We start from the raw sequence: 20,901 nt of genomic DNA, 5'->3' as shown, positions 1-20,901 counted from the left end.
TTTTAGTATATACATCATCGCATTACTGGCGACTGTCATTTGCCTGACGCAAAAGCGTGCGGCTCTCACTCTGAAAACGTTGCGCATAATCGCCAAACCAGTGCTCGACTTTACGGAAGCTGTCGATAAACGCCTGCTTATCGCCATGCTCCAGCAAGGTGATCGCTTCACCAAACCGCTGGTAATAACGTTTGATAAGCGCCAGGTTGTTCTCAGAGGACATAATAATGTCGGCGTAAAGCTGTGGATCCTGAGCGAACAAACGCCCGACCATCGCCAGCTCCAGGCGATAGATCGGCGAAGAGAGCGCCAGCAGCTGTTCAAGCTGCACATTCTCTTCCGCCAGATGCAAACCGTAGGCAAAGGTCGCAAAGTGGCGCAGCGCCTGAATGAACGCCATGTTCTGATCGTGCTCTACCGCGCTGATCCGGTGCAACCTGGCACCCCATACCTGGATCTGTTCCAGGAACCACTGATAGGCCTCCGGCTGACGACCATCGCAGTACACCACAACCTGCTTCGCCAGGCTGCCACTGTCCGGACCAAACATCGGGTGCAGGCCAAGCACCGGGCCAGTATGCGCCGCCAGCATCGCCTGCAGGGGGCCATTTTTGACCGATGCAAGGTCAACCAGGATACAATCTTTCGGCAACGGTGGAAGCTTGCCGATGATCTGCTCCGTCACGTGGATAGGCACGCTGACGATAACCATCCCCGCATCGGCCATCAGCGCTGGCGCGTGTTCCCAGTCCTCTTTTTCCAGAATGCGAACCTGATAACCAGAAAGCGTCAGCATTTTTTCAAACAGACGCCCCATCTGGCCCGCGCCACCCACAATAACCACCGGGCGCAGGGACGGACAGAGGGTTTTGAAGCCCTTATCGTTTTCGCTGGAATAGGATTCCCGCATTACGCGACGCAAGACATCTTCAATCAGATCCGGCGAGACGCCCAGCGCCTGGGCCTCTTTGCGCCGCGAAGCCAGCATGGATGCCTCACGCTCCGGGACGTAAATCGGCAGGCCGTATTTGCTTTTTACCTCACCCACTTCGGCAACCAGAGCCATACGGCGCGCCAGCAGGTCCAGCAACGCCTTATCCACTTCATCAATTTGATCGCGTAACGCGGTCAATTCAGCAACCATAACTACCCTCTTAAGCCAGACGCGTCGCCAGCTGGCCGCTTACATCTTTATGGATCTCACGCAGCAGCGCGTCGGTGGTTTCCCAGCTGATGCAGGCATCCGTGACGGATACGCCGTGCTTCATTGCGCTGCGCGGTTGTTCAGATGACTGATTGCCTTCGTGAATATTGCTCTCAATCATCAGACCGATAATAGAACGGTTGCCGTCTTTTATCTGTGCCACCACAGATTCCGCAACCGCAGGCTGACGACGGTAATCTTTATTCGAATTACCATGACTGCAATCTACCATCAGTGCCGGGCGCAGTCCCGCCTGCTCCATCTCTTTTTCACACTGTGCCACATCTGCCGGGCTGTAGTTTGGTGCTTTACCACCGCGCAGGATCACGTGACCATCCGGGTTACCCTGCGTTTGCAGGAGGCAAACCTGCCCCGCCTGGTTAATGCCAACAAAACGGTGCGGCATTGCCGCGGCACGCATGGCGTTAATTGCAGTGGCCAGGCTGCCATCGGTACCGTTTTTAAAACCAACCGGCATCGACAGGCCAGACGCCATCTCGCGGTGGGTTTGTGATTCTGTGGTGCGTGCCCCAATGGCAGACCAGCTAAACAGGTCGCCCAGGTACTGCGGGCTGTTCGGATCCAGCGCTTCAGTGGCCAGCGGCAGCCCCATGCTGACCAGCTCCACCAGCAGGCGACGCGCAATTTTCAGCCCTGCTTCCACATCAAACGAGCCATCCATGTGCGGATCGTTAATCAACCCTTTCCAGCCAACGGTGGTACGTGGCTTCTCAAAATAGACGCGCATTACCAGATAGAGGCTATCGCTGACCTCCTCCGCTAATGTTTTAAAACGACGAGCGTACTCAATGGCGGCTTCAGGATCGTGAATAGAACAAGGACCACATACCACCAGCAGGCGTGGATCGCGGCCAGCGATAATGTCTGAAATGGTCTGACGCGAGTGCTCAATTTGAGCCTCCTGCGCGACGCTCAGCGGGAATTCCGCTTTCAGTTGATCCGGAGTAATCAAAATCTGTTCGTCAGTGATATGTACGTTGTTCAGCGCGTCTTTTTGCATGATTGCGATCCTGTAGAGCTCGTTTGCGATAGTTGTTTTCCTCGAAGAGGTGAAACAACGATACCATAACAAGTAAAGATTTCAATCCAAAATACGTACACTTTTCTTTACGAATGCCAATTTATTGCAAAAATCAGCCGCCATATCCGTAAACTTTAAATTACACCACTTACTTTCCGTTACCAGGCTATGCTGAAGAAAAAAGGAGAATGGCTATGCGTTCAATTGCTCTGGTGCTGTTGTCGCTCATTTTATCGGGTTGCCAAATCAATCCTTATACCTTCCACCCGGACTGGACCAGCCCCAGCTGGTTTGATGCAGGTAAAGAAGACGCCATGAATGGTCTGCCGGTTAAAGATAACCAGACGCTGGCCGATAATTTTAATGATCCACAAGTTGATCGTAGTGAATATCTCCGGGGATATGCAGACGGACAGAAGAAAGTGTGTGAAGAAGGTTTTCTCCACGCCTGGGGATTAGCGGGCAAATCTTTTCCTGCCAGCTGCGATACTGCTGAAAATGCAGCAAAACTGCACGAGTCATGGCAAAAAGGCATGGATGAAAGCATGCGCTCCAGCAGACTTAATTAAGCCTCTTTTTATTCACCGGAATATAACAAAGTGTAGGATTTAGCTTAGGTCGAGGCAGGGAAAATTCTGACATAATGACGGCTCTGATAAACAATGGTATTCTGCCCACAACTCTTAAGGACATCTATTTCCGGAGCGAAGTGGCGGATTCTGGTGAGAAATTTATTCTTGATCTCTTTTTTCCGACTCACTCTGGTGCTAATGCTGTTCCTTATGGTGGGCGCAGCGGCGGCAGGCACGTTCACCGAAACCGATAAATCGGTACGTTCGATCGTTTCAGGTATTGTGAGCTACACCCGATGGCCGTCACTTTCCGGCCAGCCAAAACTCTGTGTTTATGCTTCTTCTCACTACACGCATGCACTCACCAGCAAGGACGGGCAAAGCGAATTACCTTATACCCCCGTTATTGTGCGTAACGATCAGGAAGCCCTGTCCGCGACGTGTGATGCTATTTATTTCGGGGCGGAATCCCCCGTAAAACAACGTGAATTAATAAGTCAGTATCAGGGCAGAGCATTGCTATTAATCTCAGAGCAAAATCCGGAATGTATTATTGGCAGCGCCTTTTGCCTGATAATTGATCGCAACCATGTCCGGTTTTCCGTCAATCTGGATGCGCTGACTCGCAGTGGCGTGAGAGTCAATCCGGATGTATTAATGCTCGCACGGAATAAGCAGCATGGATAAAGATTTCACTTCAGCGCCACGTCCGACGTTTAAAAGAACACTCAGACGAATCAGCATGATAAGCGTCATCATCACGATGACATTAATATGGCTGCTCCTCTGTTTTGCCTCCGTCGTGACATTAAAGCAATACGCACAAAAGAATCTCGAATTAACCGGCGCCACCATGAGCCACAGCCTTGAAGCCTCCCTGGTGTTCAACGATTCAGTGGCAGCCAATGAAACGCTTGCTGCCCTTGGCAAACAGGGTCAGTTTGCCGTGGCTGAAGTCCTCAACGTGCACAAAAAACGCTTTGCGTACTGGTCGTGGAACCCGGCGGATAACAACGACACCCTGGGGGCACTGGTCAGCCGCTGGCTTTTCCCCGAACCGATTTCCCAGCCCGTATTCCATAACGGCTCAACGATTGGCGAAATACGCCTTACCGCGCGTGACAGCCTGATAAGCCACTTCATCTGGATGTCGTTTGCCGTTCTCACCGGCTGTATTCTGTTTGCGACGGTGGTCGCACTGACCATTACGCAATCCTTGCATCACGGCATGGTTACAGCGCTGCAAAACATTACTGACGTCGTTCATGACGTACGCACTAACCGTAACTTCTCCCGACGGGTGAAAGACGGGCGCATTGAAGAATTTCACCAGTTTGGCGAGGACTTCAACAGCCTTCTGGATGAAATGGAGGAGTGGCAGCTTAAACTGCAGGCGAAAAACGCCCAGCTATTACGCACCGCCATGCACGACCCGCTGACGGGTCTTGCCAACCGTGCGGCGTTTCGTAACAGCATCGCGGCATTAATGAATGACCCCTCAGCAAAAACAAACTCGGCCCTGCTCTTCCTCGACGGTGATAATTTTAAGTTTATTAATGACACCTGGGGACACGCGGCAGGAGACTGTGTGCTGATTGAAGTCGCCAGAAGAATGGTCGAGTTCGGTGATAAGCGCCATCAGTCATACCGCCTTGGCGGCGACGAGTTTGCCATGGTGCTGTACGGCGTCCATTCAGAGCCTGAGGTTCAACATCTTTGTGCTGCCTTATCGCAGCAGTTTATCCGCCCGTTCGAATTGCATAACGGGCAAAAAGCATCAATGTCACTCAGTATTGGCTTTGCTCTGGCGTGGGAAAATGGTTCTGTGGAAGCATTACTGGAGAAAGCCGACCGCAATATGTACCTGGTTAAAAACCAGCGTACAAAAACGATAAATTAGAAGGGAAACGATATGTTAAAGCGATACTTCGCGCCGTTGTTATTAGCCTCAGTCGTGCTGGCAGGTTGCCAGTCACCGCCGCAAGGCAAGTTCACTCCTGAGCAGATTGCGGCGATGAAGTCTTACGGTTTTAACGAACTGAACGGCGACTGGTCCCTTGGCCTGTCAGATACCATCCTGTTTGATAAAAACGACGCCAGGCTGCGTGCGGAAAGTGAAACGCAGATCAAGACCATGGCCTCTCGCCTCGCGGCAACCGGTCTGAACCACGCGCGTATGGACGGTCACACGGACAACTACGGCGAAGAGCGCTACAACGAAGCGCTGTCATTGAAACGTGCAAATGCGGTAGCCGACGCCTGGGCGAAGGGAGCCAATATCCCGCGCAGCAACCTCACCACGCAGGGGTTAGGCAAAAAATACCCTGTTGCGAGCAACAGTACTGCAAAAGGGCGCGCTGAAAACCGCCGGGTTGCGGTGGTTATCAGCACGCCATAAGGTTATTTAACCGATGATTCTGCGAGCGACACGCCTGTTGCCGCTCGCCAGCGCAGCCAGTCGACCAGCACAAACAGGGCCAGACTCACCCCCATCACCGGCATCGCCAGCCCCAGCAGGACACTCACCATCGCCGTGACGGCTCTTCCCCATCCCGATAGCGCCAGCCAGCTCTGACAGAGCGTCTGAACCGGGTTCACGGCCGATTGCGCCGGACGACGCATCCACCACATCCGGTATCCCCAGACGATCAGCACGCACAGGGCAATACCGAACGCGATCAGCAACAGCTGATTGGCCAGCCCAAACAAGATCCCCATGTGGAAATCCACACCCCAGCGGGTCAGTTTTGCCATTAACGGGAAATCTTCAAACCGGGTTCTGTCCAGAATGTGCAGGGAGTGCGGATCGACCGACACCGCGTCGACCTGAGTCGGCCAGCTGCGATCGATTTCCGTCACGGTCCAGGCCTGTTCAGCCGTTTTCGCCGGGCGGATTTCGAGCTTGCTGGCATCTATACCCGCCGTACGGGCGGCATGCAGGACGTCATCAAAAAGCGTCGGATCCATCACCATCGCGGGCATCATCATCCCGCTATGATGCCCCCGGTGCTCAGCGTGCTCGTCCATGATAGCAGGCACACCGGAGAGCGTAGTATTGACCTGCGGCGTAAGCCAGTTCATCCGGGCACGCAGTGTATCCACGTTACCGCCCGCCCACTGAGACCACGTCAGGCCTGTCGCTGAGAACAATAACATTCCCCCCAGCAACACCCAGCCCAGTGCCACATGCACACGACGGCGGTTCTGGAAACGGTTGTTCATCCGACGTTTTGGTCGGGTGTAAAACCACAGGGCGATTCCCCCCAGCGCGGCAACCCACATCCAGGAGGCGGCCAGCTCGCTATAGAGCCGCCCGACATCGCCAAGCATCAACGAGGTATGCAGATAATCGATGGTCTGGCGCAACGGCAGAATGCCACTCGTGCCGTACACCGTCATATCGCCCCGCACCTCAAGGCTCACGGGATCCACAAAGATAGCGCGGTTCTCCGACGGGCCAAGCGCCGGGTCAGCGAACATCACGCGGGTAGTATCACCGTCAACCAGCCCCGGACGAACGGCATGCAGACGCAGATCTGAACCCACGGCGTTTTCCGCCACGGCAATCTGCTCGGCCAGAGGCCGTGCCTCTCCCACCGAATCCGTTTGCAACGCGTGCCGGTAGAGCGTGTTTTCCAGCTGCGGCGTCGCCACATACAGCGTACCGGTCAGCGCGGCGAAGAAGATAAACGGGCCAACAAACAGCCCGACATAGAAATGGAGTCGACGCAGCAGGTTTCCCCATGCCGCGCGCGGAGTGCAGGTAGTCATACTTTTCCTTTTTAAGGCAAATAGTTATCGATTTTTTTTAAAGGGAAAAAGCAGACTGCCGCGGCGGCGCGCGGGTATCAGGAAAGAGCCAGGGGAAAAAGTGCCAGTGGCTGACCGGCGGTTGCGGCGGTGTAACGCGGCTCCTTTGCAGTACCACACTGAGCAGTACAATCAGCGCCAGCATCACGCCCGGCACATGCGCTAACAGTACACAGTAGCCACACGCTTCCGCATGGTCGACGGGCATCGAGTGCGGCATATCGCCATGGTGCTCATCCATCGACATCATGCTCATGTCTTGATGCATTCCCGGCATGGCGCTCATGGGATCTTTTTGCAGCGAGATGGAGATAAGCGGCGCAACCACGATCAGCAGGATCGCAAACAGCGCGGTCAAAGCCGCTGCGCGTTTCCAGTTATGCCGATGCAGTACGTTATCCACTTTCCCTCCCGTTAAGAGGCCAGCATTGTAAATGATTTATGACGAAAGGGTTAATGCGAGAGGCGCGATGGAATAAAAAAGGGCCAGCCTTTCGGCCAGCCCTTTTTATCAGGATGTCGCTTAAGCGAATCTTAGTTCAGACGCTCTTTAATACGAGCAGACTTACCAGTACGCTCACGCAGGTAGTACAGTTTAGCTTTACGTACAGCACCACGACGTTTAACAGCAATGCTGTCAACTACCGGAGAGTGAGTCTGGAAGACACGCTCAACGCCTTCGCCGTTGGAAATTTTACGAACAGTGAATGCAGAGTGCAGACCGCGGTTACGAATAGCGATAACCACGCCCTCGAATGCCTGCAGACGTTTTTTGGAACCTTCAACAACCCATACTTTCACTTCCACGGTGTCACCTGGACGGAAGGAAGGTACGTCCTGCTTCATCTGCTCTTGTTCAAGTTGCTTAATAATGTTGCTCATAATTTAATCTCTTATCCTGGGTAAACTGATATTCGGGAGCGTATTACGCATTCCCATCATGTTCATGCTGCTGTTGCGCGTGTTCTTTTTTGAACTCGGCCAGCAACTTTGCTTGCTCTTCAGTCAGAGCCAGGTTTTCCAGAAGTTCAGGTCTTCTAAGCCAGGTTCGGCCCAGCGACTGCTTCAAACGCCAGCGACGTATCTCAGCATGGTTTCCTGACAGTAACACCGCCGGTACTTCCATCCCTTCTAACACTTCAGGACGAGTATAGTGTGGACAGTCCAGCAACCCATCAGCAAAGGAATCTTCCGTTGCCGAAGCTTCATGGCCCAGTACACCCGGAATGAACCGGGCAACGGAGTCAATCAGCGTCATCGCTGGTAACTCACCACCGCTGAGTACGTAATCGCCGATAGACCATTCTTCGTCAATCTCGGTTTGAATTACGCGCTCATCTATTCCTTCGTAGCGACCACAGACCAGAATCAATTTTTGATTCGTCGCCAGTTCGCTGACGCCCGCTTGATCAAGCTTGCGTCCCTGAGGTGACAGATAAATCACCTTCGCGCCTTCACCTGCCGCGGCTTTTGCTGTATGAATGGCGTCCCGTAAGGGTTGCACCATCATTAACATCCCCGGTCCGCCGCCGTAAGGACGATCGTCCACGGTACGGTGCCGGTCATGCGTAAAGTCACGAGGACTCCAGCTCTGGATGTTCAGCAGGCCATTCTTTACTGCCCGGCCAGTTACCCCGTAATCGGTAATCGCGCGGAACATTTCAGGAAACAGGCTAATTATGCCAATCCACATAGCGCCGTCTTTTACCGTTTATCCGGAGAATTTAAAAACCAGGATCCCAATCTACTTCAATCGTTTGAGTAGCGAGATCGACTTTCTTGATAACCTGTCCATCGAGGAACGGAACCAACCGCTCCTTGATGCCAAATGCATCTTTCAGGTTTGCCCTAATGACGAGAACGTCATTTGACCCGGTTTCCATCATGTCGATGACTTTCCCCAGGCTATAACCTTCAGTGGTGACCACCTGGCAACCCATAAGGTCTTTCCAGTAGTAGTCGCCCTCTTCCAGCTGCGGCAACTGCGACGAATCCACGATAATTTCACAATTAGTCAGTGCATTCGCGGCATCACGATCGTCAATGCCTTTCAGCTTGATGATGATGTCCTGATTGTGGTGACGCCAGCTTTCCAGCTCGACCTCTTCCCACTTACCGGCTTTCTGGATAAACCAGGGCTGGTAATTAAAAATGCTATCAGCGTCTTCAGTGGAGGAAAACACTCTGAGCCAACCACGAATACCGTAGCAAGAACCCATTTTGCCCAATACAATCGGTTCAACAGGTGCTTTATTGCTCATCATGACCACCGTGACAGATTAAGCTGCTTTGTTTGCTGCTTTGATCAGCGTAGCAACGCGATCGGAAACAGTAGCGCCCTGGCCAACCCAGTGAGCGATACGATCCAGATCCAGACGGGTTTCTTCTTCAGAACCAGAAGCGATCGGGTTGAAGAAACCAACGCGCTCAATGAAGCGACCGTTGCGTGCATTACGGCTGTCAGTAACAACAACCTGGTAGAACGGACGCTTTTTAGCGCCGTGACGTGCTAAACGAATAGTTACCATAACATCCTCTTGTGTGAATAAAACAACCGGGCCCCATCGAGGAACGGAGCCCGGGTGTCATATTAAAAGCCCGAAAATTTTACTGATTTCTGGGGAAAATGCAATCAGCAGTTAAAACTCTGCTGCAAAACACGGCCAGGGTGTGCTTTTCGGGCACACCCTGGCATCAAAATAGCCAACAGCCAGGCGATTAACGGCCAGGGAATCCTGGCGGCATCATGCCCTTCATGCCACGCATCATCTTCGCCATGCCGCCTTTCTTCATTTTCTTCATCATGCGCTGCATGTCGTCGAACTGTTTCAGAAGGCGGTTTACGTCCTGCACCTGCATGCCGCAACCGGCTGCGATACGGCGTTTGCGGGACCCTTTGATAATGTCCGGGTTAGCACGTTCCTTGAGGGTCATCGAGTTGATGATCGCCTCCATACGCACCAGCACCTTGTCATCCATCTGCGCTTTTACGTTGTCAGGGATCTGGCCCATGCCCGGCAGTTTGCCCATCAGGCTTGCCATGCCGCCCATGTTTTTCATCTGACGCAGCTGCTCAAGGAAATCGGTCAGGTCAAAGCCGTCGCCTTTTTTCAGCTTGCTGGCCAGCTTCTCAGCCTGGGCGCGGTCTACCTTGCTCTCGATATCTTCGATAAGCGACAGCACGTCGCCCATGCCGAGGATACGGGAGGCGATACGGTCCGGGTGGAACGGCTCCAGCGCTTCGGTTTTCTCACCCACACCGAGGAATTTAATCGGCTTGCCGGTGATATGACGAATCGAAAGCGCCGCACCGCCGCGGGCGTCACCGTCCACTTTGGTCAGCACTACGCCGGTTAACGGCAGCGCTTCGTTAAACGCTTTCGCGGTGTTCGCCGCATCCTGACCGGTCATGGCGTCAACAACAAACAGGGTCTCTACCGGATTGATAGCGGCATGCACCTGTTTGATCTCATCCATCATCGCTTCGTCAACGTGCAGACGACCGGCGGTATCCACCAGCAGCACGTCGTAGAATTTCAGCTTCGCCTCTTTCAGCGCCGCGTTAACGATGTCGACAGGCTTCTGGGCAACGTCAGACGGGAAGAAATCCACGCTGACCTGCTGCGCCAGGGTTTCCAGCTGTTTAATCGCCGCCGGGCGATAGACGTCCGCAGAAACGACCAGCACTTTTTTCTTGTGCTTTTCACGCAGGAATTTACCCAGCTTACCCACGCTGGTGGTTTTACCCGCACCCTGCAGGCCCGCCATTAGCACGACGGCCGGTGGCTGTGCTGCCAGGTTAAGCACCTGGTTCTCTTCGCCCATCGCCGAAACCAGTTCGTTACGGACGATTTTGACGAACTCCTGACCCGGGGTCAGGCTCTTGTTAACTTCATGACCAACCGCCTTCTCTTTAACGCGGTTGATAAAATCACGAACAACCGGCAACGCGACGTCTGCTTCCAGCAGCGCCATGCGCACTTCGCGCAGCGTTTCCTTGATGTTGTCTTCGGTAAGGCGTCCGCGGCCGCTGATGTTGCGCAGCGTGCGCGACAAACGATCGGTTAAATTATCAAACATTGTCTCTCGCCTGAGTAGAAACGTTGGGTCGCTGGCAGCGACACATACACAGAATTTTGCCGGAGTATAACATGAAGGCGGCTTTGTTGTTATGCAACGGTTGGAGCAGGCGTCACGTAACGTTATACTGCTTCTCTTTCTTATTAAGACAACTGTCGATGCCTATATGCCTGTTTTCGCACTGATCGCCCTTGTTGCCTACTCTGTCAGCCTCGCGCTGATCATTCCTGGACTGCTGCAAAAAAACAGCGGCTGGCGACGCATGGCTATTCTTTCGGCGGTGATCGCACTGATAAGCCATGCGTTCGCGCTGGAATCGCGCATTATCCCCGGCGATGGCAGCGTACAGAACCTGAGCGTGCTCAACGTCGGCTCGCTGGTCAGCCTGATGATCTGCACGGTGATGACCATTGTCGCCTCTAAAAACCGTGGCTGGCTGCTACTGCCGATTGTGTATGCCTTCGCGCTGATCAACCTGGCCCTGGCCACGTTTATGCCCAATGAGTTTATTACGCATCTGGAAGCGACGCCGGGAATGCTGGTGCATATCGGCCTGTCACTCTTCGCTTACGCAACGCTGATTATCGCCGCGCTCTATGCCATGCAGCTCGCCTGGATTGACTACCAGCTGAAAAACAAAAAGCTGGCCTTTAACCATGAGATGCCGCCGCTGATGGTGATTGAGCGTAAGATGTTCCACATCACGCAGGTTGGTGTCGTGCTGCTGACGTTAACGCTGTGCACGGGCCTGTTTTATATGAAGAACCTGTTCAGCGTGGAGAATATCGATAAAGCGGTCCTCTCCATCATCGCGTGGTTTGTCTATATTGTCCTGTTATGGGGCCATTATCATGAAGGCTGGCGCGGTCGGCGCGTGGTCTGGTTCAACGTCGCGGGCGCGGGCATTCTCACCCTTGCCTATTTTGGCAGCCGCTTCATACAGCAATTTGCTGGCTAAGTAACAAAGGAGTTCCCCCTGGAACACATCTCTACCACCACGCTGATCATTACGCTGATCGTCATGGTGGTCATCTCCGCCTATTTCTCCGGCTCGGAAACCGGCATGATGACCTTAAACCGCTACCGGTTACGTCATCGTGCTAAGCAGGGTAACCGTGCCGCCCGTCGCGTCGAAAAACTGCTGCGTCAACCGGATCGTCTGATCAGTCTGGTGCTCATCGGTAACAACCTCGTCAACATTCTTGCCTCTGCGCTCGGTACTATCGTTGGGATGCGCCTGTACGGCAACGCCGGCGTCGCCATTGCCACCGGTGTGCTGACGTTTGTGGTGCTGGTGTTTGCAGAAGTGTTGCCTAAAACCATCGCCGCGCTCTACCCGGAAAAAGTGGCCTACCCCAGCAGCTTCCTGCTGGCACCGCTGCTGATCCTGATGATGCCGCTGGTCTGGTTACTGAACATGGTGACGCGTGTTCTGATGCGGATGATCGGTATCAAAGCAGACGTCACCATCAGCAGCGCGCTCAGCAAAGAAGAGCTGCGCACCATCGTGCATGAATCGCGCTCGCAGATCTCCCGGCGTAATCAGGACATGCTGCTGTCGGTACTGGATCTGGAAAAAGTCAGCGTTAACGACATCATGGTGCCGCGTAACGAGATCGTCGGCATTGATATCAATGACGACTGGAAAGCCATCGTCCGCCAGCTGACCCACTCCCCGCACGGCCGTATCGTGCTGTACCGCGACTCTCTGGACGATGCCATCAGCATGCTGCGCGTGCGCGAAGCTTATCGTCTGATGACCGAGAAAAAAGAGTTCACCAAAGAGGTGATGCTCCGCGCCGCCGACGAAATTTATTACGTGCCGGAAGGAACGCCGCTCAGCACCCAGCTGGTGAAGTTCCAGCGTAATAAGAAGAAGGTCGGCCTGGTGGTCAATGAGTACGGGGATATTCAGGGGCTGGTGACGGTTGAAGATATTCTGGAAGAGATTGTTGGCGACTTTACCACCTCAATGTCCCCTTCCCTTGCGGAAGAAGTCACCCCGCAAAACGACGGCTCGGTGCTGATCGACGGTAGCGCGAACATTCGAGAGCTCAATAAAGCCTTTAACTGGCATTTACCGGAAGATGAAGCACGCACCATAAACGGGATGATTCTGGAAGCACTGGAAGAGATCCCGGCGGCGGGCACGCGGGTGCGCATTGAGCAATACGATATTGATATCCTGGACGTGCAGGACAATATGATTAAGCAGGTGAAAGTCCTGCCGGTAAAACCGATTCGGGAAAGTATTGCTGAGTAGAGAGTAGGCCGGGTACGGCGCAAGCCGCCACCCGGCACTACAGATGGCAAATTACGCTTTCGCTTTCGCCACGGTAACCATTGCAGCACGAATGGTACGACCGTTCAGGGTATAACCTTTCTGCATCACGCCAAGCACTTTACCGGCTTCAACGTCTTCTGATTCCACCATCGCAATCGCCTGGTGCACATTTGGATCCAGCGGAACGTTGGTATCGCCAACCACTTCCACGCCAAACTTACGTACCACATCCAGCATGGATTTCAGCGTCAGTTCGATACCTTCGATCATCGCGGTGTTGTCCGGGTTAGCTTTATCAGCCACTTCCAGCGCGCGATCCAGGCTATCAATCACCGGCAGCAGTTCGTTGATGAATTTCTCCAGCGCAAATTTATGCGCCTTCTCAACGTCCTGCTCGGTACGACGGCGCAGGTTTTCCATTTCCGCCTTGATGCGCAGAACACTGTCGCGTTCGCGATTCTGTGCTTCTACCAGCTGAGCTTCCAGATTCGCAATTTTTTCATCGCGCGGGTCCACCTGCTCAGCAGATGCGTCCGGCTCTACAGCCTCAACATCATCGTGCTGTTCCGTGATAATTTCTTCAGGGGCTTGCCCCTCAGGCGTTTTCTGTTCTTTACTACTCATGAATTTCTCCGCGTTTTTCTGCATTCATATCGCTAACTTCGCTTATTATGGGGATCAGTTTCCGGGATTCAAGGGAACAAGACAGATTGTCATCATTCATCAGGCACAAGGACCTCCAGAAAATGAATAATCATTTCAGGTGTATTGGGATCGTCGGGCATCCGCGTCACCCTACCGCATTGACGACACATGAAATGTTGTATCGCTGGCTGTGTAGCAAAGGCTATGAAGTGATGGTCGAACAGCAGATTGCTCAGGAGCTGCAGCTGAAGAGCGTCAAAACCGGCACGCTGGCGGAAATTGGCCAGCAGGCGGATCTCGCCGTGGTGGTCGGTGGCGACGGCAATATGCTCGGCGCGGCCCGAACGCTCGCGCGTTATGACATCAAGGTCATTGGTATCAACCGCGGCAATCTCGGCTTTCTGACCGACCTCGATCCGGACAACGCCCAGCAGCAGCTGGCCGACGTGCTGGAAGGTCATTATATCAGCGAAAAACGCTTTTTGCTGGAAGCGCAGGTGTGTCAGCAGGACTGCCAGAAGCGCATCAGCACTGCGATTAACGAAGTGGTGCTCCATCCCGGCAAAGTGGCACACATGATTGAGTTCGAAGTCTATATCGACGAAATCTTCGCCTTCTCGCAGCGTTCTGACGGGCTGATTATCTCCACGCCGACAGGGTCGACTGCCTACTCGCTCTCTGCGGGTGGCCCGATCCTCACCCCTTCACTGGATGCCATCACCCTGGTACCGATGTTCCCGCACACGCTCTCGGCACGTCCGCTGGTGATCAACAGCAGCAGCACCATTCGTCTGCGTTTCTCGCACCGCCGTAACGATCTGGAGATCAGCTGCGACAGCCAGATTGCGCTGCCTATTCAGGAAGGTGAAGATGTTCTCATTCGTCGGTGTGATTACCACCTGAATCTTATTCACCCGAAAGATTACAGCTATTTCAATACATTAAGCTCGAAGCTTGGCTGGTCAAAAAAATTGTTCTGATTTTGCATCCAGTACTTTACTGTATATAAAACCAGTTTATACTGTATGAAAACACAGTCATGGTTTTTCATACAGGAAAACAATTATGCTGGCACAACTGACCATCAGCAACTTTGCCATAGTTCGTGAGCTTGAGATCGATTTCCACAGCGGCATGACGGCGATCACCGGGGAAACCGGTGCGGGTAAATCCATTGCCATAGATGCCCTCGGCTTGTGCCTCGGCGGCCGTGCAGAAGGTGACATGGTGCGCAGGGGCGCAAACCGTGCCGATCTCTGCGCTCGCTTCTCCCTGAAAGATACCCCTGCCGCCCTGCGCTGGCTCGAAGAGAACCAGCTGGAAGACGGACGTGAGTGTTTACTTCGTCGCGTTATCAGCAGCGATGGTCGTTCCCGCGGCTTTATCAACGGCACTGCAGTCCCGCTTTCCCAGCTTCGCGAGCTCGGCCAGTTACTCATTCAGATCCACGGCCAGCACGCGCACCAGCAACTCATTAAACCGGAGCAGCAGAAAACGCTGCTTGATGGCTATGCAGGTGAGTACGCACTTACTCAGCTCATGGCGGAGCACTATCGCCAGTGGCATCAAAGCTGCCGTGAGCTTGCCCAGCACCAGCAGCAAAGCCAGGAGCGTGCCGCCCGCGCTGAGCTTCTGGAATACCAGCTTAAAGAACTCAACGAATTTAGCCCGCAGGCGGGTGAATTTGAGCTTATCGACGAAGAGTACAAGCGCCTGGCTAATAGCGGTCACCTGCTCTCAACCAGCCAGAATGCCCTTAACATGCTGGCTGACGGTGAAGACGTGAACCTGCAGAGCCAGCTGTATAATGTTCGTCAGCTCATCACCGAGCTGGCCGGCATGGACAGCAAACTCTCTGGCGTACTGGATATGCTGGAAGAGGCCGCGATTCAGATTTCAGAAGCCAGTGACGAACTGCGCCACTACTGTGAACGTCTGGATCTCGACCCGAACCGTCTGTTTGAACTGGAGCAACGCATCTCCCGTCAGATCTCGCTGGCGCGTAAGCACCACGTTACGCCAGAAGAACTGCCTGGCTACTATCAGTCCCTGCTTGATGAACAACAGCAGCTTGACGATCAGGCTGACTCGCTGGAAACCCTGTCACTGGCGGTGAACCTGCACCATGAACAGGCGCTGACGACGGCGAAACAGCTGCATGAGATCCGTCAACATTACGCCCAGGAACTGAGCCAGCACATCACCGACAGCATGCACACGCTGGCGATGCCGCACGGCGTATTCACCATCGATGTCCGTTTCGAAGAGAACCATCTGACGGCGGAAGGTGCGGACCGTATCGAATTCCGCGTCACCACCAACCCGGGGCAGCCGTTGCAGCCCATCTCTAAAGTGGCTTCCGGCGGTGAACTGTCGCGTATCGCGCTGGCGATTCAGGTGATTACCGCACGTAAAATGGAAACCCCAGCGCTGATTTTCGATGAAGTGGATGTGGGGATCAGCGGCCCTACGGCGGCGGTTGTCGGCAAACTGTTGCGCCAGTTGGGTGAATCAACGCAGGTCATGTGTGTTACCCACCTGCCGCAGGTGGCCGGGTGTGGTCATCATCACTTTATCGTCAGCAAAGAAACTGACGGTGAAATGACAGAAACGCATATGAAGCCACTGGATAAACGCGCACGTCTGCAGGAGCTGGCACGCCTGCTGGGCGGCAGTGAAGTCACGCGAAATACGCTCGCGAACGCGAAAGAACTGCTGGCGGCATAAACTTTTTCGGGATCTCAGGGTCATAGAGAACAACAAAAACGCCGCCAGACCGGTTTCAAAGTGGGGCAAGGTCTATTATCATCGGCATATAACATATGAGCCGCGTTCTGCTCGGGCCCGAAAAGGAATCAAATCACTATGCGTTGTAAAATGCTGACCGCTGCCGCAGCGGTTCTTCTGATGTTGACCGCAGGCTGTTCCACTCTGGAGAAAGTGGTTTACCGTCCTGACATCAACCAGGGGAACTACCTTACCCCTAACGATGTGTCCAAAATCCGTGTGGGGATGACACAACAGCAGGTCGCTTATGCACTTGGAACCCCAATGATGTCCGATCCGTTCGGCACAAACACCTGGTTCTATGTATTCCGTCAGCAGCCGGGCCATGAAGACGCGTCCCAGCAGACCCTGACGCTGACCTTCAGCAGCGCCGGTGTGTTGACCAACATCGACAACAAGCCTGCCCTGACCAAATAATCAGGTGTCAGAGACGCAAAAAGGTGCTCAATGAGCACCTTTTTTGTTTTCCTTCATCCCCCTCGCCCCTTTGAGATCAGGCTTAAGGTGAAGAGCGAACTACTTACCCGATTTCTCCGCACGCTGGCGACGCAGCTCTTTCGGGTCGGCAATCAGCGGGCGATAAATTTCGACCCTGTCACCCTCATTCACCACATCAGCCAGTTTGACCGGACGGCTGTAAATGCCGACTTTATTTTTCGCCAGGTCGATGTCACGACGAAGCTCAAGGATGCCAGAAGCGCGAATAGCCGCCTCAACGGTCGCACCTTCGTCCAGCATCACACGCTGCAGATATTGCTTCTCCGGCAGCGCATACACCACCTCGACAGCTATCTTATGCGACACTGTAAACCTCTTTGGCGCGGGTCGTGAACGCCTGAACCATATTCGAGGCCAGCTCTTTAAAGATGCGGCCAAACGCCAGCTCAATCAGTTTATTGGTAAACTCAAAGTCCAGCTGGAACTCGATGCGACAGGCATCAGCGCTGAGGGGGGTAAACTTCCAGCCACCCATCAGGGTTTTAAACGGACCATCTACCAGATGCATCAAAATACTCTGATTGCTCGTCAGCGTATTGCGGGTGGTGAACGTCTTGCTGATCCCCGCTTTGGAGACATCGACCGCCGCCGTCATCTGCGTCGGGCCAGACTCCAGCACTCGGCTCCCGGTACATCCCGGAATAAACTCTGGATAAGACTGAACGTCGTTCACTAACTGATACATTTGTTCCGCGCTGTATGGAACAAGCGCAGTACGGCTAATCTGAGGCATAGCATTTCCCATGGTCACACAACCGACAAATAATAACATTTATCACCTGTTAAAAAAACGCTAAGCCTCATCTCGTGCTAATATAGCGCGTTAGACCTCACAGGACGCAATGAGGTGACTTTTTGAAATCAGATTACCGATGGCTTTACGATACTTATGACGAAGAAAAAAGCACATAAACCAGGCTCGGCGACCATTGCGCTCAACAAGCGTGCTCGCCACGAGTATTTTATTGAAGAAGAATTCGAAGCTGGCCTTGCATTGCAGGGCTGGGAAGTAAAATCGCTGCGCGCCGGGAAAGCCAACATCGGTGATAGCTACGTGATCCTGAAAGATGGCGAAGCCTTCCTGTTCGGTGCCAACTTCACGCCGCTGACCGTCGCCTCGTCACACTACGTGTGTGACCCAACGCGTACCCGTAAGCTGCTGCTGAACAAGCGTGAACTGGAGTCCCTTTATGGGCGCATTAACCGTGAAGGCTTCACCGTGGTTGCCCTGTCGCTGTACTGGAAAAATGCCTGGTGCAAAGTGAAAGTTGGCGTCGCGAAGGGTAAAAAACAGCACGACAAACGTACCGATCTGAAAGAGCGCGAATGGCAGCTCGACAAAGCACGTATTATGAAAAACGCAGGACGTTGATTCTGCGCACTTATTGTACTATTCAATAAGTTAGCGTTCCGGGCTGGTATCCAGGATCTAAAATCTGGTATACTCAGTTCAACACTATTGGGGCTGATTCTGGATTCGACGGGATTTGCGAAACCCAAGGTGCATGCCGAGGGGCGGTTTGCCTCGTAAAAAGCCGCAAAAAAATAGTCGCAAACGACGAAAACTACGCTTTAGCAGCTTAATAACCTGCTCTGAGCCCTCTCTCCCTAGCTTCCGCTCTTAAGACGGGGATTCAAGAGAGGTCAAACCCAAAAGAGATCGCGTGGAAGCCCTGCCTGGGGTTGAAGCGTTAAAACTAATCAGGCTAGTACGTTAGTGGCGTGTTTGTTCGCAGCTGGCGTGCGAATGTAAAGACAAACTAAGCATGTAGTACCGAGGATGTAGAAATTTCGGACGCGGGTTCAACTCCCGCCAGCTCCACCAAAATTCTCCATCGGTGATTACCAGAGTCATCCGATGAAGTCCTAAGAGCCCGCACGGCGCAAGCCCTGCGGGCTTTTTTGTGTCTATCGTTGTCCGAGAACATCCGACTAAATCCGGTGATTATTGGTATACGTTTAGGTATACCACAGGATGTATATCTAAAAACGTATACCAATTCAGGAAGGAGCGGCCACAGTGGCATGGACAACACGCCCCCTGACCAACGCCGAAGTTCTGCGCGCAAAGGCGCTAGAGAAGGATCTAACGCTTCATGAAGGCGATGGGCTTTTCCTGATAGTGAAAACCAGCGGGAAAAAGCTCTGGCGTTTCCGTTATCAACGCCCAGTAACAAAACAGCGGACAATGATGGGGCTCGGTGCCTTCCCTGCTCTTTCGCTTGCTGATGCCCGAGGGTTAAGAACTGATTACCTTGCCTTATTAGCCAACGGAATCGACCCCCAAATTCAGGCTGAGGTTGCAGAGGAACAGCAGCAAATCGCGCTGGACAGTATTTTTTCAACGGTCGCCGCTAACTGGTTCCAGCTCAAAAGCAAAAGCGTTACCCCTGATTACGCAAAAGACATTTGGCGCTCACTGGAGAAAGATGTATTCCCTACCATCGGTGAGATCCCCGTTCAGCAAATTAAAGCCCGGACACTGGTTGAATCTGTTGAGCCAATCAAAGCTCGTGGGGCGTTTGAGACTGTACGTCGACTGGTGCAGCACATTAACGAGATAATGATTTATGCCGTAAACACTGGAATGATTGATGCTAATCCAGCATCAGGTGTTGGAATGGCCTTTGAGAAACCTAAAAAACAGAATATGCCGACGCTGCGGCCAGAAGAATTGCCGAAACTGATGTGTTCTTTAATTATGTCAAACCTGTCTGTTCCGACTCGCTGTCTTATTGAATGGCAACTACTGACGCTTGTGCGCCCTTCAGAGGCCTCTGGTGCTCGTTGGGAGAGCTCGATCTCAATACAAAACTCTGGACTATTCCAGCGGAAAGGATGAAGACGAAGCATGAGCATATAGTGCCTCTATCTCCACAGGCATTAGAGATTCTGGAAGTGATGCAACCAATCAGTGCGCATCGTGAACATGTTTTTCCGAGCAGAAATGACCCAAAGCAAGCAATGAACAGCCAGACTGCTAATGCTACGTTAAAACGAGTCGGATATGGGGGTAAATTAGTAGCGCATGATTTGCGATCAATAGCGAGTACTGCTATGAATGAGCAAGCTTTTAATTCTGATGTTATTGAGGCAGCTCTAGCTCACTATGATAAAAATGAAGTTAGGCGAACTTATAATAGATATATTTATTTAGAAAAACGTAAAAAACTAATGAACTGGTGTGGCAATAAAGTCCGAAGCTAAAAATAGTGGCCGTAAAAAACGGCCAAACAAATAAGTCAAACGTTTGGATTTGCACGACTCTCATCAAACCCAACGATTTTTCCAGTTAAATCATATAAAACCCCATCTTTTTGTCTATAAACTCTCCCTGACTGAATTAATAATTCCACAGCAATCGTGTACTGTGCGGTGCTACAATCCAATGATCTTATGATATCGCGATGCATACCAATCTTCCATGGTTGTGGCGGCAACAGAGAAAATACAGTCTCTACAAACTCTTCGGTAACTTTAGTATTTCTATATGGACGTGATAGTCCAGTTATAGAATCATAAACACTGTTGTATTTCTCAACACACTCTATATTATCCAAATTAAATACTGTCTGAATATAAAGCATCAAATACAGTACGTTATTTCTACTTAACTTTTTACTGTTAATGACAACAAAATCATCAGACAATTTCGCAATTTGCTGCCAAGCATCAGGAATGTTTTTATTGAAAAATTTATCTATATCAATCGATAAGAGTTCTTTAGGCGTAAAGTCGAATTTCAAGAAATACAAAGAAACTGAACAGAATGCCAATATTTGACGCCATTTCTTCAAAAACCCTTCACCTCCTGAATGACCTCTTATAGAATATAAGTATTCATCTGTTTTTTTAAGAATCATGGCTATCTTAGGCCAAATATTTATATCAAGACGTTCAGAGAAAATTGTGTTATACGCGCCTTCGTTCCTTAAAACTCTAGTTTTCATTCTGCTTGCATTGTATGGCATTTTCAAAA

At 52.3% G+C, this 20,901-nt stretch carries 23 protein-coding genes, 1 other RNA gene and 1 pseudogene; 12 read left to right on the top strand and 13 right to left on the bottom strand.

The window, feature by feature from the left end; genetic code table 11:
* Positions 1–22: 22 nt before the first annotated feature.
* Together tyrA and aroF are read right to left on the bottom strand one after the other, a co-directional pair.
* On the bottom strand, positions 23–1,144 hold the full coding sequence (tyrA, locus tag BJP35_RS06715; protein WP_014171239.1) for a bifunctional chorismate mutase/prephenate dehydrogenase: 1,122 nt from the start codon (positions 1,142–1,144) through the stop codon (positions 23–25).
* Between the two features lie 10 nt (positions 1,145–1,154).
* On the bottom strand, positions 1,155–2,225 hold the full coding sequence (gene aroF / locus BJP35_RS06710) for a 3-deoxy-7-phosphoheptulonate synthase AroF (protein ID WP_032680469.1): 1,071 nt from the start codon (positions 2,223–2,225) through the stop codon (positions 1,155–1,157).
* A gap of 215 nt (positions 2,226–2,440) precedes the next feature.
* Between aroF and BJP35_RS06705 the strand changes: the two genes are divergently transcribed.
* From BJP35_RS06705 to BJP35_RS06690, 4 genes are all read left to right on the top strand, one after another.
* Positions 2,441–2,815, top strand: a complete 375-nt coding sequence (locus BJP35_RS06705) for a DUF2799 domain-containing protein (RefSeq protein WP_032680468.1) — start codon at positions 2,441–2,443, stop codon at positions 2,813–2,815.
* 201 nt (positions 2,816–3,016) lie between these two features.
* A complete protein-coding gene (locus BJP35_RS06700; protein WP_020883918.1) occupies positions 3,017–3,505 on the top strand; it encodes a YfiR family protein in 489 nt (162 codons plus the stop codon).
* Positions 3,498–4,718 carry a diguanylate cyclase DgcN gene (dgcN, locus tag BJP35_RS06695; RefSeq protein ID WP_047366092.1) on the top strand — a complete coding sequence of 407 codons (1,221 nt, stop codon included), beginning with the start codon at positions 3,498–3,500 and terminating at the stop codon, positions 4,716–4,718. Before BJP35_RS06700 ends, dgcN begins: the two co-directional genes overlap by 8 nt.
* A gap of 12 nt (positions 4,719–4,730) precedes the next feature.
* A complete protein-coding gene (locus BJP35_RS06690) occupies positions 4,731–5,216 on the top strand; it encodes an OmpA family protein (RefSeq protein ID WP_014171244.1) in 486 nt (161 codons plus the stop codon).
* Between the two features lie 2 nt (positions 5,217–5,218).
* On the opposite strand, the gene BJP35_RS06685 is transcribed toward BJP35_RS06690, so the two are convergent.
* From BJP35_RS06685 to ffh, 7 genes are all read right to left on the bottom strand, one after another.
* The gene (locus tag BJP35_RS06685; RefSeq protein WP_086462975.1) at positions 5,219–6,589 is read right to left on the bottom strand and encodes a PepSY domain-containing protein; all 1,371 of its coding nucleotides are present in this window, start codon (positions 6,587–6,589) and stop codon (positions 5,219–5,221) included.
* A 37-nt stretch (positions 6,590–6,626) separates the two neighbouring features.
* A complete protein-coding gene (locus BJP35_RS06680; RefSeq protein WP_086462974.1) occupies positions 6,627–7,031 on the bottom strand; it encodes a DUF2946 domain-containing protein in 405 nt (134 codons plus the stop codon).
* Positions 7,032–7,162: 131 nt separating this feature from the next.
* Positions 7,163–7,510: a 50S ribosomal protein L19 gene (gene rplS / locus BJP35_RS06675; RefSeq protein ID WP_002914145.1), complete on the bottom strand. Its 348-nt coding sequence runs from the start codon at positions 7,508–7,510 to the stop codon at positions 7,163–7,165.
* 43 nt (positions 7,511–7,553) lie between these two features.
* A complete protein-coding gene (gene trmD / locus BJP35_RS06670; protein WP_014171247.1) occupies positions 7,554–8,321 on the bottom strand; it encodes a tRNA (guanosine(37)-N1)-methyltransferase TrmD in 768 nt (255 codons plus the stop codon).
* A gap of 31 nt (positions 8,322–8,352) precedes the next feature.
* Positions 8,353–8,892, bottom strand: a complete 540-nt coding sequence (gene rimM, locus BJP35_RS06665) for a ribosome maturation factor RimM (protein ID WP_032670210.1) — start codon at positions 8,890–8,892, stop codon at positions 8,353–8,355.
* 15 nt (positions 8,893–8,907) lie between these two features.
* Positions 8,908–9,156, bottom strand: coding sequence for a 30S ribosomal protein S16 (rpsP, locus tag BJP35_RS06660; protein ID WP_014171249.1), 249 nt, complete (start codon positions 9,154–9,156; stop codon positions 8,908–8,910).
* 190 nt (positions 9,157–9,346) lie between these two features.
* Positions 9,347–10,708, bottom strand: a complete 1,362-nt coding sequence (ffh, locus tag BJP35_RS06655; protein WP_014171250.1) for a signal recognition particle protein — start codon at positions 10,706–10,708, stop codon at positions 9,347–9,349.
* A gap of 166 nt (positions 10,709–10,874) precedes the next feature.
* On the opposite strand from ffh, the gene BJP35_RS06650 reads away from it, so the two are divergent.
* Entirely contained in the window at positions 10,875–11,666 is a 792-nt protein-coding gene (locus BJP35_RS06650; RefSeq protein WP_003863130.1) for an inner membrane protein YpjD, read from the top strand.
* 18 nt (positions 11,667–11,684) lie between these two features.
* A complete protein-coding gene (locus BJP35_RS06645) occupies positions 11,685–12,971 on the top strand; it encodes an HlyC/CorC family transporter (RefSeq protein WP_032670206.1) in 1,287 nt (428 codons plus the stop codon).
* Positions 12,972–13,022: 51 nt separating this feature from the next.
* Here BJP35_RS06645 and grpE read toward each other — a convergent pair whose 3' ends face one another.
* On the bottom strand, positions 13,023–13,616 hold the full coding sequence (gene grpE, locus BJP35_RS06640) for a nucleotide exchange factor GrpE (protein ID WP_020883911.1): 594 nt from the start codon (positions 13,614–13,616) through the stop codon (positions 13,023–13,025).
* Positions 13,617–13,738: 122 nt separating this feature from the next.
* Between grpE and nadK the strand changes: the two genes are divergently transcribed.
* The 3 genes from nadK to bamE all read left to right on the top strand — a co-directional run bounded on the left by nadK (position 13,739) and on the right by bamE (position 16,841).
* Positions 13,739–14,617, top strand: coding sequence for an NAD(+) kinase (nadK, locus tag BJP35_RS06635; RefSeq protein ID WP_020883909.1), 879 nt, complete (start codon positions 13,739–13,741; stop codon positions 14,615–14,617).
* A gap of 85 nt (positions 14,618–14,702) precedes the next feature.
* Positions 14,703–16,364: a DNA repair protein RecN gene (recN, locus tag BJP35_RS06630; RefSeq protein ID WP_047366094.1), complete on the top strand. Its 1,662-nt coding sequence runs from the start codon at positions 14,703–14,705 to the stop codon at positions 16,362–16,364.
* Positions 16,365–16,502: 138 nt separating this feature from the next.
* Positions 16,503–16,841 carry an outer membrane protein assembly factor BamE gene (bamE, locus tag BJP35_RS06620; RefSeq protein ID WP_014171256.1) on the top strand — a complete coding sequence of 113 codons (339 nt, stop codon included), beginning with the start codon at positions 16,503–16,505 and terminating at the stop codon, positions 16,839–16,841.
* A 99-nt stretch (positions 16,842–16,940) separates the two neighbouring features.
* Here the strand turns inward: bamE and BJP35_RS06615 are convergent, their stop codons facing one another.
* A complete protein-coding gene (locus tag BJP35_RS06615) occupies positions 16,941–17,228 on the bottom strand; it encodes an RnfH family protein (protein WP_020883907.1) in 288 nt (95 codons plus the stop codon).
* The gene (locus BJP35_RS06610) at positions 17,218–17,655 is read right to left on the bottom strand and encodes a type II toxin-antitoxin system RatA family toxin (RefSeq protein ID WP_024908332.1); all 438 of its coding nucleotides are present in this window, start codon (positions 17,653–17,655) and stop codon (positions 17,218–17,220) included. The genes BJP35_RS06615 and BJP35_RS06610 overlap by 11 nt, the downstream gene beginning before the upstream one ends.
* 156 nt (positions 17,656–17,811) lie before the next feature.
* On the opposite strand from BJP35_RS06610, the gene smpB reads away from it, so the two are divergent.
* The 3 genes and pseudogenes from smpB (at position 17,812) to BJP35_RS06595 (ending at position 20,129) form a co-directional block, all read left to right on the top strand.
* On the top strand, positions 17,812–18,294 hold the full coding sequence (smpB, locus tag BJP35_RS06605) for an SsrA-binding protein SmpB (RefSeq protein WP_008502505.1): 483 nt from the start codon (positions 17,812–17,814) through the stop codon (positions 18,292–18,294).
* Between the two features lie 89 nt (positions 18,295–18,383).
* Positions 18,384–18,747, top strand: a transfer-messenger RNA (tmRNA) gene (gene ssrA, locus BJP35_RS06600).
* A 195-nt stretch (positions 18,748–18,942) separates the two neighbouring features.
* Positions 18,943–20,129, top strand: a pseudogene (locus BJP35_RS06595) (integrase domain-containing protein).
* Positions 20,130–20,164: 35 nt separating this feature from the next.
* Here BJP35_RS06595 and BJP35_RS24530 read toward each other — a convergent pair.
* Complete coding sequence (locus BJP35_RS24530) at positions 20,165–20,893, bottom strand: hypothetical protein (RefSeq protein WP_218778078.1); 729 nt, start codon at positions 20,891–20,893, stop codon at positions 20,165–20,167.
* Positions 20,894–20,901 lie beyond the last annotated feature (8 nt).

Origin of the sequence: Enterobacter sp. J49, from assembly GCF_002148625.1 — a bacterium.
Lineage (GTDB): Bacteria > Pseudomonadota > Gammaproteobacteria > Enterobacterales > Enterobacteriaceae > Enterobacter > Enterobacter ludwigii.
This window is presented reverse-complemented; position numbering and strand designations above follow the sequence as displayed.